The sequence below is a fragment of the Streptomyces sp. NPDC090106 genome, assembly GCF_044747265.1.
GTDB lineage: Bacteria > Actinomycetota > Actinomycetes > Streptomycetales > Streptomycetaceae > Streptomyces.
On record NZ_JBIVDS010000005.1, the window covers coordinates 97,784 to 110,179 of the forward strand.

General features: G+C 74.0%; 13 protein-coding genes. 7 read left to right on the plus strand and 6 right to left on the minus strand.

Annotated elements, in window-relative coordinates; genetic code table 11:
- Positions 1 to 59: 59 nt before the first annotated feature.
- The gene (locus ACIPSE_RS17500) at positions 60 to 1,148 is read right to left on the minus strand and encodes a FecCD family ABC transporter permease (protein ID WP_401663342.1); all 1,089 of its coding nucleotides are present in this window, start codon (positions 1,146 to 1,148) and stop codon (positions 60 to 62) included.
- A 132-nt stretch (positions 1,149 to 1,280) separates the two neighbouring features.
- Here ACIPSE_RS17500 and ACIPSE_RS17505 point away from each other — a divergent pair, with 132 nt between their 5' ends.
- The 3 genes from ACIPSE_RS17505 to ACIPSE_RS17515 all read left to right on the plus strand — a co-directional run bounded on the left by ACIPSE_RS17505 (position 1,281) and on the right by ACIPSE_RS17515 (position 5,066).
- The gene (locus ACIPSE_RS17505; protein ID WP_401663344.1) at positions 1,281 to 2,702 is read left to right on the plus strand and encodes an HtaA domain-containing protein; all 1,422 of its coding nucleotides are present in this window, start codon (positions 1,281 to 1,283) and stop codon (positions 2,700 to 2,702) included.
- A gap of 107 nt (positions 2,703 to 2,809) precedes the next feature.
- Positions 2,810 to 4,312 carry an HtaA domain-containing protein gene (locus tag ACIPSE_RS17510; RefSeq protein ID WP_401663346.1) on the plus strand — a complete coding sequence of 501 codons (1,503 nt, stop codon included), beginning with the start codon at positions 2,810 to 2,812 and terminating at the stop codon, positions 4,310 to 4,312.
- A 97-nt stretch (positions 4,313 to 4,409) separates the two neighbouring features.
- Positions 4,410 to 5,066 carry a PhzF family phenazine biosynthesis protein gene (locus ACIPSE_RS17515; RefSeq protein ID WP_401663349.1) on the plus strand — a complete coding sequence of 219 codons (657 nt, stop codon included), beginning with the start codon at positions 4,410 to 4,412 and terminating at the stop codon, positions 5,064 to 5,066.
- Between the two features lie 46 nt (positions 5,067 to 5,112).
- Here ACIPSE_RS17515 and ACIPSE_RS17520 read toward each other — a convergent pair whose 3' ends face one another.
- The gene (locus tag ACIPSE_RS17520) at positions 5,113 to 5,760 is read right to left on the minus strand and encodes a heme oxygenase (biliverdin-producing) (RefSeq protein WP_401663351.1); all 648 of its coding nucleotides are present in this window, start codon (positions 5,758 to 5,760) and stop codon (positions 5,113 to 5,115) included.
- A 135-nt stretch (positions 5,761 to 5,895) separates the two neighbouring features.
- The gene (map, locus tag ACIPSE_RS17525; RefSeq protein ID WP_401663354.1) at positions 5,896 to 6,753 is read right to left on the minus strand and encodes a type I methionyl aminopeptidase; all 858 of its coding nucleotides are present in this window, start codon (positions 6,751 to 6,753) and stop codon (positions 5,896 to 5,898) included.
- 58 nt (positions 6,754 to 6,811) lie between these two features.
- Here map and ACIPSE_RS17530 point away from each other — a divergent pair, with 58 nt between their 5' ends.
- Positions 6,812 to 7,039: a hypothetical protein gene (locus ACIPSE_RS17530; RefSeq protein ID WP_401663356.1), complete on the plus strand. Its 228-nt coding sequence runs from the start codon at positions 6,812 to 6,814 to the stop codon at positions 7,037 to 7,039.
- A 1-nt stretch (position 7,040) separates the two neighbouring features.
- Here ACIPSE_RS17530 and ACIPSE_RS17535 read toward each other — a convergent pair whose 3' ends face one another.
- Both ACIPSE_RS17535 and ACIPSE_RS17540 read right to left on the minus strand, forming a co-directional pair.
- Positions 7,041 to 8,336 (minus strand): MFS transporter, encoded by a 1,296-nt coding sequence (locus ACIPSE_RS17535; protein ID WP_401663358.1) that lies wholly within the window; start codon positions 8,334 to 8,336, stop codon positions 7,041 to 7,043.
- A 42-nt stretch (positions 8,337 to 8,378) separates the two neighbouring features.
- The gene (locus ACIPSE_RS17540) at positions 8,379 to 8,981 is read right to left on the minus strand and encodes a hypothetical protein (protein ID WP_401663360.1); all 603 of its coding nucleotides are present in this window, start codon (positions 8,979 to 8,981) and stop codon (positions 8,379 to 8,381) included.
- Between the two features lie 317 nt (positions 8,982 to 9,298).
- On the opposite strand from ACIPSE_RS17540, the gene npdG reads away from it, so the two are divergent.
- Together npdG and ACIPSE_RS17550 are read left to right on the plus strand one after the other, a co-directional pair.
- Positions 9,299 to 10,003 carry an NADPH-dependent F420 reductase gene (gene npdG / locus ACIPSE_RS17545; protein WP_401663362.1) on the plus strand — a complete coding sequence of 235 codons (705 nt, stop codon included), beginning with the start codon at positions 9,299 to 9,301 and terminating at the stop codon, positions 10,001 to 10,003.
- An 84-nt stretch (positions 10,004 to 10,087) separates the two neighbouring features.
- Positions 10,088 to 10,258, plus strand: coding sequence for a hypothetical protein (locus tag ACIPSE_RS17550; protein ID WP_401663364.1), 171 nt, complete (start codon positions 10,088 to 10,090; stop codon positions 10,256 to 10,258).
- Here the strand turns inward: ACIPSE_RS17550 and ACIPSE_RS17555 are convergent.
- Complete coding sequence (locus ACIPSE_RS17555; RefSeq protein WP_401663365.1) at positions 10,248 to 11,045, minus strand: site-2 protease family protein; 798 nt, start codon at positions 11,043 to 11,045, stop codon at positions 10,248 to 10,250. The two genes, ACIPSE_RS17550 and ACIPSE_RS17555, sit on opposite strands and share 11 nt — an antisense overlap.
- A gap of 113 nt (positions 11,046 to 11,158) precedes the next feature.
- Here ACIPSE_RS17555 and ACIPSE_RS17560 point away from each other — a divergent pair, with 113 nt between their 5' ends.
- Complete coding sequence (locus ACIPSE_RS17560) at positions 11,159 to 12,388, plus strand: DUF6578 domain-containing protein (protein WP_401663368.1); 1,230 nt, start codon at positions 11,159 to 11,161, stop codon at positions 12,386 to 12,388.
- Positions 12,389 to 12,396 lie beyond the last annotated feature (8 nt).

Genomic DNA, 12,396 nt, shown 5'->3' on the forward strand with positions numbered 1-12,396 from the left:
GAGCGAGGGGGAGACGGCGGACCTGCTGGTCCCGCGGGCCGCGGACGGCGGGCGGCGCACTACGCCCACCCCCCTTGCCGCCGCCGCGTGCGCCGCAGCAGCCAGAAGAAGAACGGGCTGCCCAGCAGCGCGGTGAGCACCCCCAGTGGCAGCTCCGCCGGGACGGCCACCGTCCGGGCGACGAGATCCGCCGCCAGCAGCACCAGCGCCCCCAGCAGCGCGCTGCCCGGCACCAGGAACCGGTGCCCCGGTCCCGCCGTCATCCGCAGCAGGTGCGGCACGACGAGCCCCACGAACCCGATGATCCCGGAGACGCTCACCGCCGCCGCGGTCAGCAGCGCGATCACCAGCACCAGGACGATCCGCAACCGCTCGACGTCCACCCCGAGATGCCGCGCGGGCCGCTCGCCCAGCGCCAGCAGGTCCAGCCGGCGCGAGTACAGCGGCGCGACCGCGAGACCCAGCGCCGCGCAGGGCAGGACGGCCAGCACCTTGGGCCAGGTCGACTGCGCCAGCGACCCCAGCTGCCAGAACGTGATCTGGTTGACGGCGGCGGGGTCCGCGAAGAACAGGAACAGCCCGATCAGGGCCCCCGCGAACGCGTTCACCGCGATCCCGGTGAGGATCAGCGTCACCACCTCCGTACGCCCCCCGGACCGGGACATCGCGTACACGAGCAGCACCGTGCCGAGCCCCGCGACGAACGCGAACACCGAGACCGTCCACGTGCCGAGGAAGTTGACGCCGAGGGCGATCGCGGCGACGGCGCCCACCGCCGCGCCCGAGGAGACCCCGATGACCCCGGGTTCGGCGAGCGGGTTGCCGAACACGCCCTGCATCAGCGCGCCCGCGCAGCCGAGCGAGGCGCCGACGAGCAGGGCGAGGACGATCCGCGGGAAGCGCACGTTCCACAGCACGGACTCGGCGACGCGGTCGAGTTCGCCGCCGCCGAGGCCGATCCGGTGCTGCACGGAGGACAGGACGTCGCCCACGGGGATCGGGTAGGCGCCGGTCCCGGCGGCGACCGGGACGAGGGCGAGCAGCCCGGCGACCAGGCCCGCGGTCAGCATCCAGGCGGCCGAACGCCGCCTGCGGGGTGGGGCCTGCGGGGCCGCCGCGGGGGCGGAGGGCTTGTCCAGCACGGTCACGCCGTACCGCCCTTTCTGTACAGATGATCCATCTACGGATGCTCCACGACTGACTCGACCGGATGCGACCAGATGAGCTTAGGTTAGCCTTACCTTCGCTCGCTACCGGCTGTCGTCCCCGGAGGACCTTCCATGCCCGCACGCCTCCGCGCCCTGGTCACCACGGTCTGCGCCGCCGTCCTGGTGGCGCTGCTCCCGGCTGCCGCCGCGCACGCCGCGAGCCGCACCGTCCAGGGCGGCCGGCTCGACTGGGGCGTCAAGGCGTCCTTCCAGAGCTATGTCACCGGCCCCATCGCCAAGGGGAGTTACTCCCTCACCGGCGGCGCCGCCACCGTCGGCAGCGGAGCGTTCCGCTTCCACTCGGCGGCCGGCACCTACGACGGCGGCACGGGCGCCTTCGCCGCGTCCTTCTCCGGCGGGGTCCGCTTCGTCGGCCACCGCGCGGACGACGGCTCCTACGAGCTCGACCTGACCCTCGCCCGCCCCACCGTCCGGATCACGGGCTCCTCCGGGACCCTCTACCTGGACGTCACCAGCAAGGCGAAGGGCACCGGGACGGTCACGACGTCCCGTCAGGTGCCCTTCGCCTCCCTCGCCCTGGGCGGCATCGACATGCGGGGCGGCGGCTCGGCGGTCGTCCTGAACAACCTCCCCGCCACCCTCACCTCCCAGGGCGCGCAGTCCTTCGCCGGGTACTACACCGCCGGGACCGCGCTCGACCCGGTGAGCCTGTCGGCGGACGTCCAGGCCGCGCCGAAGGCGACCGCGTCTCCGACGCCCACGTCCTCCAAGTCCGCCGCGAAGAAGGGGACGTCGAAGAGCGGCTCGCTGAAGGACGGCGCCGTCGACTGGGGCGTGCGCCGCACCTTCCGCGAGTACGTCACCGGCGACATCGCGAAGGGCGAGTGGACCCTGTCCTCCGGCGCCCAGGACGGCGGAGCCCTCTTCCGCTTCCCCTCCGGCACGGGCACCTTCACCGGCGGTGACCTGACCGCGTCCTTCAAGGGCACGCTCCGCTTCACCGGCGCCCACGGCCTGGACCTGACCCTGAGCGCGGTGAAGGCGACCGTCGAGGACGGCAAGGGCACCCTCTGGGCCGACGTCGCCACCACCGGCTTCACCGGCGCGAAGGTCCCCCTCGTCACCTTCGCCGCGAAGAACCTCAAGGCCGAGGACGGCCTCGTCCGGCTGACCGAGGCACCCGCCACGCTCACCGCCCGCGGTGCCAAGGCCTTCACGGGCCTGTACACGGAGGGCACCGAGATGGACCCGGTCTCCCTCGCCGTCGCCCTCACCGACGCCGCCCGTCTTCCCGCCCTGCCCGACCTGGGCAGCACCCCGACCCCCACGCCGAGCGAGGCGTCCCCCTCCCCGGACGTCTCCGCCGAACCCGTGGCCGACACCTCGGCCTCCGGCGACGGCGGCACGGGCCCGGCGCTCCCGATCGGCCTCGCGGCCGGGGCGCTGCTGCTGGCCGCCGCGGCCTACGCGGTGATCCGCAGGCGCCGCGCCTCCTCGCCCGGCACACCCGCCGACGAGACCCCGACCTCCTGACCCGGGGGCTCCCGTACGCGAGCTCTCCGTACCCGAGCCTCCCGAACCCGAACGCCTCTACCCCGGGCGCCCGTCGCCGGGCGCCCCCTTCCAAGGAGAAGCCACCCATGCCCGTCAGATCCTCCCGCCGCCGCCCCCTCGCCCTCGCCGCGGCCGTCGCGACCGCCACCACCATCGGCGCCACCGCGCTCGCCCTCACCGGCGCCACCAGCGCGGCGGCGGCCGAAGTCCCGCTCAGCGGCTACGAGTTGACGTGGGGCATCAAGCAGTCCTACCGCTCGTACGTCACCGGCATGGCGGCCGGCACCTTCACCGCCACCGCGGGCGCCTCCCAGGCCGCCGACAACGGCGCGTTCACCTTCACCGACGGCGCCGGCACCTACGACTCCACCGCGCACACCCTCGCCCTCGGCTTCCAGGGCGCCCTGAAGATCGAGTCGAAGCTGCACGGCTTCGACATCACGCTGACCGACGTCCGGTTCGACAGCGCCACCGCCGAGATCACCGCCGACGTCACCAAGTCCGGCACGACCACCCAGGACGTGCCGCTCGCCGACGTCACGGTGACCCGGGCCATGACGGACATGGAGACCAAGCTCACCAAGGAGGCCGCGGACGTCCTCGGCAGCGCGGGCTACGAGGGCGCGGCGGGCGACCCGCTGACGCTGACCCAGACCACGCAGACGCAGTCCCCGACCCCGACGGCCACCGCGTCCGACAGCGCCTCCCCGAGCTCGACGCCCAGCGCCACGGCCTCGGAGTCCGCGTCCCCCTCCGCGTCCGCGTCCGCCTCGCCCTCGGCGTCCACCACGGCCTCCCCCTCCGCGACGGCCACCGAGCCCGCGACGGCCGGCGCGATAGCCGACGGCACGCTCGGCTGGGGCGTGAAGGAGTCCTTCCGCACCTACGTGGTCGGCACCGTGGCCAAGGGCGAGATCACCGCCTCCGGCGGCGCGACCCAGGCGTCCGGCAACGGCGCCTTCACGTTCCCCGACGCGACCGGCGCGTACGACACGGAGGCCGCGACGCTCTCCGCCGCCTTCGAGGGCGCCGTCAACTTCAAGGGCCACGAGGCGAACGGCGAGTACGGCCTCGACCTGACCCTGAGCGACCTGAAGGTGTCGCTGGCGAAGGGCAAGGGCAAGCTGACGGCCGACGTCACGAGCCTCGGCGAGAAGTCCGAGGACGTGGTCCTCGCCGACCTGAAGGCGTCCTCCGCCGCCCTCACGGTCACCGACGACGTCATCGAGGCGGACGACGTGACGGCCACCCTCACCGAGGCCGGCGCGAAGGCCTTCGGCGGCTTCTACACGGTCGGCACCGCGCTCGACCCCGTGGACCTCGCGGTCGCCGTCACCGACGACGCGACCCTGCCCACCGGCGGCGGCTCGGCCTCGCCCTCCACCGGCGGCTCCGGCACGGGCACCGGCACCGGCTCCGGGACGACGGGCGGCACCGGCACCACCGGCTCCACGACCGGCGGCACCGGCGCCCTCGCCAGCACGGGCTCGGACACCCCCGTCGCCGCCCTCGGCGCCGCCGCCGCGCTGACGGCCGCCGCGGGCGCCGGCACCGTCTTCGCGATGCGCCGCCGCCGCACGCAGGCGTAGGGCCGGCCCCGGGCCGTCCGGGACGGGTGGGCGTTCGCCGGCACGCGAGCGCCCACCTGGGACGACGTCCCGGGCCGGGCGGTGCTTCAATGCCCCCGTGACCGATTACGACGTCCTCCGCGTCTTCTGCGCACCCAACGGCGGCTACGGCAACGAGCTCGGTGTCGTCCGGGAGGGCTCCGTCATGCCCGACCGGGAGGAGCGGCAGGCGTTCGCGGGCAAACTCGGCTTCAGCGAGACCGTGTTCGTCGACGACCCCGAGCGCGGAGTCATCGACATCTACACACCCACCCTGCGGCTGCCCTTCGCCGGGCACCCCTGCGTCGGTACCGCCTGGCTGCTGGACGTGCCCGAACTCCTCACGCCCGCAGGACCCGTCGGCGCCCGGCTGGACGGGGAGTTCAGCTGGATCGAGGCGCGGGCGGAATGGGCCCCGCCCAGGACCCTGCGCCAGTACGCGTCCGCCGCCGAGGTCGACGATCTGCCCGTGCCGCCCAAGGGGGAGTGGATCTACGCCTGGGCCTGGGAGGACGAGCCCGCCGGCCGGGTCCGGGCCCGCGCCTTCCCCGGGCGCGACGACGGCATCGACGAGGACGAGGCGACGGGCGCCGCGGCCCTCCTGCTCACCGACCGGCTCGGCCGCGCCCTGAACATCACCCAGGGCGCCGGCTCCCAGATCCTCACCGCCCCCCAGCCCTTCGGCTGGGTCGAGATCGGCGGCCGGGTCGTCCTGGAACGCCAGCCGGAACGCTGAGCGCCCCGGCCGTCGGACGGCCGGGGCGCGAGGGGAGGCGGTGCCGCTACGCGCTGAGCGGGAACTCGTCGCCCAGCGCCCGGAACACGGCCGTGTTCAGGCTGAACGCCCGCTTGCACTCGGTCACGATCCGCTGCTTCTCCAGGTCGTCCGCGCGGACCCCGTCCAGCAGTTCGCGGTACCCGCGCTTGAAGGCGGCGGGGTTGGCGATGTTCTCGAAGACGTAGAACCGGACGCCGTCGCCCTTGCGCTCGAAGCCCCAGGTCCGTTCCGCCTTGTCGCGGATGATCTGGCCGCCGGAGAGGTCGCCGAGGTAGCGCGTGTAGTGGTGGGCGATGTACCCGCCGGGCCATTCGGCGGCGCACTCCCGCACCCGGTCCGCGTAGGCCTGGGTGGCGGGCAGCGCGGACAGGCCGGTCCGCCAGCCGGGGCCGCGCAGATGCTCCAGGTCGCGCTCCAGCGCGCCCAGGCGGTACAGCTCGGGCTGGACGAAGGGCCCGGCCACCGGGTCGGCCGCGAGCCGGTCGGCGCCGGACTCCAGCGCCTCGTACACGAACCACAGTTGCTCGGTGTAGCGGGCGTACGCGTCGACGCCGAGTCGGCCGCCGAGCAGATCGCTCATGAACGTCGAGGTCTCCGCCTCGACGTGCTGTTCGTGGGACGCGGTGCGGATCGCTGTCGAGAAGGAGTCCATGCCCATATCCTCTAAGGTAAGGCTTGCCTAAGTCAATAGGGTTGCCGACAGCCTGTCGGTAAAAGCGTACAAGAAAAGACCCGGCCCCAGCAGGGGACCGGGTCCACGGCGTCCCGGAAGGCTCCGGGGCCGCCGTCACGGCAGCGTGAGGATCTCCGCGCCGGTGTCCGTCACCACCAGCGTGTGCTCGAACTGGGCCGTCCGCCTGCGGTCCTTCGTGACGACCGTCCAGCCGTCGTCCCACATGTCGTACTCGTGCGTCCCCAGCGTCAGCATCGGCTCGATCGTGAAGGTCATGCCGGGCTGGATGACCGTCGTCGCGTGCGGGCTGTCGTAGTGCGGGATGATCAGGCCGCTGTGGAACGACGAGTTGATGCCGTGGCCGGTGAAGTCGCGCACGACCCCGTACCCGAAGCGCTTGGCGTAGGACTCGATGACACGGCCGATGACGTTGATCTGCCGGCCGGGCCGGACCGCCTTGATCGCGCGGTCCAGGGACTCCCGGGTCCGCTCCACCAGCAGCCGCGACGCGTCGTCGACGTCGCCGACGAGATAGGTCGCGTTGTTGTCGCCGTGCACCCCGCCGATGTACGCCGTCACGTCGAGGTTGACGATGTCGCCGTCCCTGAGGACCGTCGAGTCCGGGATGCCGTGGCAGATCACCTCGTTGACGCTGGTGCACAGCGACTTGGGGAAGCCGCGGTAGCCGAGCGTCGACGGATAGGCGCCGTGGTCGCACATGTAGGCGTGCGCCACCTTGTCCAGCTCGTCGGTGGTGACGCCGGGCGCGATGAGCTTCGCGGCCTCGGCCATCGCCCGCGCGGCGATCCGCCCGGCGCGGCGCATCGCCTCGACCGTCTCGGGCGTCTGCACCTCCGGGCCGGTGTACGGCGTCGGCGCGGGCTTGCCCACGTACTCGGGACGGCGGATGTTTCCGGGAACGGAACGGGTGGGGGACAGCTCCCCTGGAACGAGCAGCGACTGGCCAGACATGCCAGCGAGTCTAACCAGCGGGCATGGGGGAACATGTGGGAGGCGAGAGGAGCAGCTCATGGCCTTGTTCAAGAAGCGCACGGTCGGCAAGCCGGGCGAGTGGTACTACTGCCTGGAGCACAAGAAGGTCGAGGAGGGGCCCGACTGCCCCGGCAAGGACCGTTTCGGCCCGTACGCCTCCCGGCAGGAGGCGCAGCACGCGATGGAGACCGCCGCCGAGCGCAACCTCCAGTGGGAGAACGACCCCAAGTGGCACGACGCGGCGGCCCGCGGCGACGGCGACTGAGTCACGCCCCGGCGGCGCCGGCCCGGGCGGCGGCCGTCGCCGCCCGCTGTTCGCGCACCCGGGCCGCGTGCACGTCCGTGCGCGCGTCGTACGTCATCAGCCTGGGCAGGCACAGCGCGAGCAGCCCCACCGCGCCCGCGCACAGCAGCCCGCCCGACCACACCGACGACCGCACACCCCACCACGCGGCGAAGGAGCCCGACCTGACCTGGCCGAGGGTCGGGCCCACCGAGTACGACAGCAGCTCGATCCCGGCGAGCCGGCCGCGCAGCTCGTCCGGGATCGTCTGGTTCCACATCACCCCGCGGAAGACCCCGCTGACCATGTCGCAGCCCCCGGCGACGGCCAGGCACAGCAGCACCAGCCAGACGTTCCCCGCGACCCCGGCCGCCGCGATCGCCAGGCCCCACAGCGCGGCGGCGAGCACCACCATCCGGCCGTGCCGGTGGATCCGGGCCGTCCAGCCGCTCGTCACGCTCACCAGCAACGATCCGAACGGGACCGCCGCGTACATCAGCCCCAGCGACCACGGCGCGTCCAGGTCGTCCGCCAGGAACGGCAGCAGCGCGAGCGGCATCGCCAGGAACATCGCCGCGAGGTCCACCGCGTAGGTGCCCAGCAGCTCCTTGCGGCTCCACGCGTACCGCGCGCCCTCCGCGATCGCCCGCAGGGACGGCTTCACCGCCTCGTGCGCGGCCGGGGAGGAGGCGATCGGCAGGATCAGCACGACGGAGACCGCGAACGTCACCGCGTCCGCCGCGTACGCCCAGCCCATGCCCGCGTAGGCCACCACGACACCCGCCACCGCCGGGCCCGCGACCCCGCCGACCGTCCAGCGGAAGGTGTTGAGGGAGGCCGCCGCCGGCAGGTGCTCATGGGCCACGATCCGCGGCCACAGCGAGTCCAGCGCCGGACGCTGCACCGACACCAGCGCCGAGGACAGGGCCGCCACCACGTACAGCGGCCACACCGCGGGCTCCGGCAGCAGCGCGTTGACCAGCAGCAGCACGCTCAGCAGCCCCTGGCCCGCCTCCGTCCACACGATCAGGCCGCGCTTGTCCAGCGCGTCCGCGAGCGCGCCGCCGTACAGCCCGAAGACGATCAGCGGCACCAGTTCCACCGCGCCGATCGCGCCCACGGCCGCCGCCGAGCCCGTCAGATCCTTGATCTGCACGGGCAGCGCCACGAACGTCAGGAAGCTGCCGAAGTTCGAGATCAGCCCCGACACCCACAGCCGCCGGAAGTCGGCGGAGGCCCGCCAGGGGGTCAGGTCGGGGAGCAGGTCGCGCGCGGTCACGAGAGGCCATGCTCGACGCGCGAGCGGGCCGGGGCAACCGAATTACCAGCGGGCCGGGGGCGGGGCCGTCAGATGATCGGTGAGACGGGACAGCCGGTCGCGGAAGCGGCGCGGGCCGCGGGGCGCGGGCAGGGCGTCCTCCCCGGCCGCCGCGCTGACCAGATGCTGCACGGTGTCCAGGTCCAGGTCCGTGCCCTGGGGGACGGCCAGCGACTCATGGGCCATCGCCCCCAGTTCGGCCCCGCCGGGACCGAGCGCCAGCACCGTCGCCCCCGCGCGCCGCGCGTCGTGCACCCGTTCCAGCAGCGGCGCACCCGGCGCCTCGGGGGAGACGACGAGCACCGTCTCGCCGCGCCGCGCCGCCGCCAGCCTGCCCGGCCCGACCGCCAGATGGGCCGGGTCCGAGGGACGCGCGCCGTGCCGTACCAGGGTCGGGGCCAGCTCCGGGGTGCCCGACCAGGCCGCCTCGTCGACGAGATGCGCGGCGAAGTGCCACGGCTGGTACTCCGGGGTGCCCACCAGGAGCAGCCCGCCCCCGTGCGACACCACCGAACCGCGCAGCACCCCGGCGAACCCCCGGGTGGCCCCCAGCCACTCGGTCCCGGCGAGCACCTCACGCAGCAACGCGACCCGTACGGCGTCCATGCCACGCCATCCTGCCGCAACAGAGCGCTCACCACATGAAGTTCACCCCGGATTCGCCCGACTCGGGCACAGGGGGCGCCGGCCGCCGATCGAGGCGGTCCGTCCTCACCGTGACGGCTCCCGAAGTCAACTCCCTGACGGCCGAGCCCACTTCGGCACCGCGACGGCCGCCCCTGGCCGAACGGCCGGGCCGACGCCCACGCGACGGACGGTGGAGGCGGCTTCGGGGCGCGCGCGGGCGGAGCGTGCCGCGCGGGGGCCGGTGACGCCGCTCACCCGACCGGCCGGGGGCCGTGGGGCGCACGTACAGTCTGGCCATGACCTCTACCGACAGTGCACAGAAGGCCCCCGCCAAGGACCCCTGGGACCTGCCCGACGTCTCCGGGCTCGTCGTCGGCGTCCTCGGCGGCACCGGGCCGCAGGGCAAGGGCCTCGCCTACCGCCTCGCCAAGGCCGGCCAGAAGGTGATCATCGGTTCGCGGGCCGCCGACCGCGCCCTGGCCGCCGCCGAGGAGCTCGGGCACGGGATCGAGGGCGCCGACAACGCCGAGACCGCGCGCCGCAGCGACATCGTCATCGTCGCCGTGCCCTGGGACGGCCACGGCAAGACCCTCGAATCACTGCGCGAGGAACTCACCGGGAAGCTCGTCGTCGACTGCGTCAACCCGCTCGGCTTCGACAAGAAGGGCGCCTACGCCCTGAAGCCCGAGGAGGGCAGCGCCGCCGAGCAGGCCGCCGCCCTGCTCCCCGACTCCCGGGTCGCCGCCGCCTTCCACCACCTGTCGGCCGTGCTGCTGATGGACCGGGAGATCGACGAGATCGACACCGACGTCATGGTGCTCGGCGAGGAGCGCGCCGACGTCGAGATCGTCCAGGCCCTCGCCGGCCGCATCCCCGGCATGCGCGGTGTCTTCGCCGGCCGGCTGCGCAACGCCCACCAGGTCGAGTCCCTGGTCGCCAACCTGATCTCCGTGAACCGCCGCTACAAGGCGCACGCGGGCCTGCGCGTCACGGACGTGTGAGGCGATGGGGGACACTGGAGGCCCCGGGCCGGGTCCGCGACCCGGCCCGGCACCGCAGTGTCCCCCGACAGGAGAACCCTCCCCATGCCCCGCCTCGCCGTCTACGCCCTGATCGTCTGCCTTCTCGCCGTGGCCGCCGCGGTCGTGTCCTTCGTGCAGGGCAGCTGGCTGGTCGGCGTCGTGTGGGTGCTGATCGTGGGCCTGTCCAGCAACATGTGCTGGTACTACGTGAAGCGGGCCAAGGTCACGGGTTGACCGTGCAGAAGTCGCTCGTCTGCCAGAAGCGGTAGAGGTCCTGCCCGCAGTACGTCTCGAAGTCGCTGATCCCGAGCGCGCTCAGGATCGAGTCGATGATGTCGAAGAACGCGCTGTTGAGCGAGGGCACCCACAGCAGCGCGAACACGAAGAGCAGACCGAACGGGGCGAACGGCTCCACCTGCCGCTTGACCTTGTTCGACAGCCACGGCTCGATGACCCCGTAGCCGTCCAGGCCCGGCACCGGCAGGAAGTTCAGGATCGCCGCCGTCACCTGGAGCAGCGCGAGGAAGGCCAGCGCGAACCGGAAGTCCGCCGGGACGCCGTCCAGCGCGTCCAGCCAGAACGGCGCCGTGCACACGATCGCGAACAGCACGTTGGTCAGCGGGCCCGCCGCCGAGATCAGACTGTGCTTCCACCGGCCCCGGATCCGCCCCCGCTCGATGAACACGGCGCCACCCGGCAGACCGATCCCGCCCATGATCACGAACAGGACGGGCAGGACGATGCTCAGCAGCGCGTGCGTGTACTTCAGCGGGTTGAGCGTCAGATAGCCCTTCGCGCCGATCGAGATGTCACCGCTGTGCAGGGCCGTGCGCGCGTGCGCGTACTCGTGCAGGCACAGGGACACGATCCACGCGGCCGTCACGAACAGGAACACCGCGACCCCGGGCTGCTCCGCGAAGCCGGTCCAGGTGGCCCAGCCCGTCACCGCGGTGACGGCCAGGAGCCCGGCGAAGACGGGACTGATCCGCCGGTCGCTGCGGCGGGCTGCTGTGGTGCTCATGGGGTTCCCCCGACTCTCGTACGCGCTTACTGGCCTCTGGGACGGCCCGACGGTACCCGTCCCGTGCCGAAAACGTCTCGCGGTCCGTCCTTGGTTCCGTAGAAGGTGGGCCCATGGGGCTGTGGCATGGGTTCTGCGAGGACCGGCGGACGGAACGCCGAGGGGAGCCGTTCCCGGTCGGCGACGAGGCGAGGTGGAGCGGGTGCTCGGCGGCGGCTGGTACGACCAGCTCACCAAGGCCGCGGGGCCGCTCACGGGCGGACCGGACGGGAACGGGCTTCAGGCCGCCGTCGCGGAGGTGCGGGCCCGGGTCCGGGGACCGGGTCCGGCTCGTCGGGATGCTCACCGCCGGGACCCACGGCACCGTGCCGCCCCCGGTACGGGGCCGGGTGAGGGCCGTCCAGCCGGTGACCCAGGGCCACGCCCGCCCCGGGCCCGGCGCGGCCTGGGAACCGGTGCCGCGGGAACGCCGGCTGCGGAGCGTGGCGGGCCGCCGGGAGCGGTGCGTCGGGCGGCGGACGGGTCCGTGTCCGGGCGGTCGGCCCCGGCGGTACGTCGACGCGGTCCGGGCCGTCCGGCCGGTGACCCAGGGGTACGCCCGTCCCGGGCCCGGCGAGGCGGGGGAGCCGGTGCCCCGGGGACGCCCGGCTGCGGGGCGTGGCGTGCCGCCGGGAGCGGTGCGTCGGGCGGCGGACGGGTCCGTGTCCGGGCGGTCGGCCCCGGCGGTACGTCGACGCGGTCCGGGCCGTCCGGCCGGTGACCCAGGGCCACGCCCGCCCCGGGCCCGGCGCGGCCTGGGAACCGGTGCCCCGGGCCGGGGCGGGCCGCACGGAGCGGTGCGCCCGGCGGGAGGCCGGGCCGGGCCCGGACGGTCGGCCCCGGCGGTATGTCGGCGCGGGTGCCCTGGGCGCCCTGGAGGTCCCCGGCACCGATGCCTGGCTCTCCCACGCCGTTCGCGAGGCCTGCTCTCGGACGCTCCGCCCGGAGTGGGGACCACGGGCGGCGACGGCCCCGTGCTCGTGGCCGTGCCGGAGACGCCCGGCACGGCGGAGACCCGCGCAGGCCGTGCCGAAACACCCCGCCCGTGGTCTCCGCTCCGGGCGGGAGGCCGGGCCGGGCCCGGACGGACGCCCCCTGCGGGACGTCGGCGCGGGCGCCCTGGAGGTCCCTGGCACCGATGCCTGGCTCTCCCACGCCGTTCGCGAGGCCTGCTCTCGGACGCTCCGCCCGGAGTGGGGACCGCGGGCGGCGACGGCCCCGTGCTCGTGGCCCTGCCGGAGACGCCCGGCACGGCGGACACCCGCGCAGGCCGTGCCGACACACCCCGCCCCCGAACCCCGTGACCGGCCCC

Excerpts from the sequence above, each read along its gene's own strand:
- ACIPSE_RS17520 (WP_401663351.1), bottom strand. The coding sequence starts at position 5,760 with ATGGACTCCTTCTCGACAGCGATCCGCACCGCGTCCCACGAACAGCAC.
- npdG (WP_401663362.1), top strand. The coding sequence starts at position 9,299 with ATGACCTCTACCGACAGTGCACAGAAGGCCCCCGCCAAGGACCCCTGG.
- ACIPSE_RS17555 (WP_401663365.1), bottom strand. The coding sequence starts at position 11,045 with ATGAGCACCACAGCAGCCCGCCGCAGCGACCGGCGGATCAGTCCCGTC.
- ACIPSE_RS17540 (WP_401663360.1), bottom strand. The coding sequence starts at position 8,981 with ATGGACGCCGTACGGGTCGCGTTGCTGCGTGAGGTGCTCGCCGGGACC.
- ACIPSE_RS17505 (WP_401663344.1), top strand. The coding sequence starts at position 1,281 with ATGCCCGCACGCCTCCGCGCCCTGGTCACCACGGTCTGCGCCGCCGTC.
- ACIPSE_RS17510 (WP_401663346.1), top strand. The coding sequence starts at position 2,810 with ATGCCCGTCAGATCCTCCCGCCGCCGCCCCCTCGCCCTCGCCGCGGCC.
- ACIPSE_RS17560 (WP_401663368.1), top strand. The coding sequence starts at position 11,159 with ATGGGGCTGTGGCATGGGTTCTGCGAGGACCGGCGGACGGAACGCCGA.
- ACIPSE_RS17530 (WP_401663356.1), top strand. The coding sequence starts at position 6,812 with ATGGCCTTGTTCAAGAAGCGCACGGTCGGCAAGCCGGGCGAGTGGTAC.
- ACIPSE_RS17550 (WP_401663364.1), top strand. The coding sequence starts at position 10,088 with ATGCCCCGCCTCGCCGTCTACGCCCTGATCGTCTGCCTTCTCGCCGTG.
- map (WP_401663354.1), bottom strand. The coding sequence starts at position 6,753 with ATGTCTGGCCAGTCGCTGCTCGTTCCAGGGGAGCTGTCCCCCACCCGT.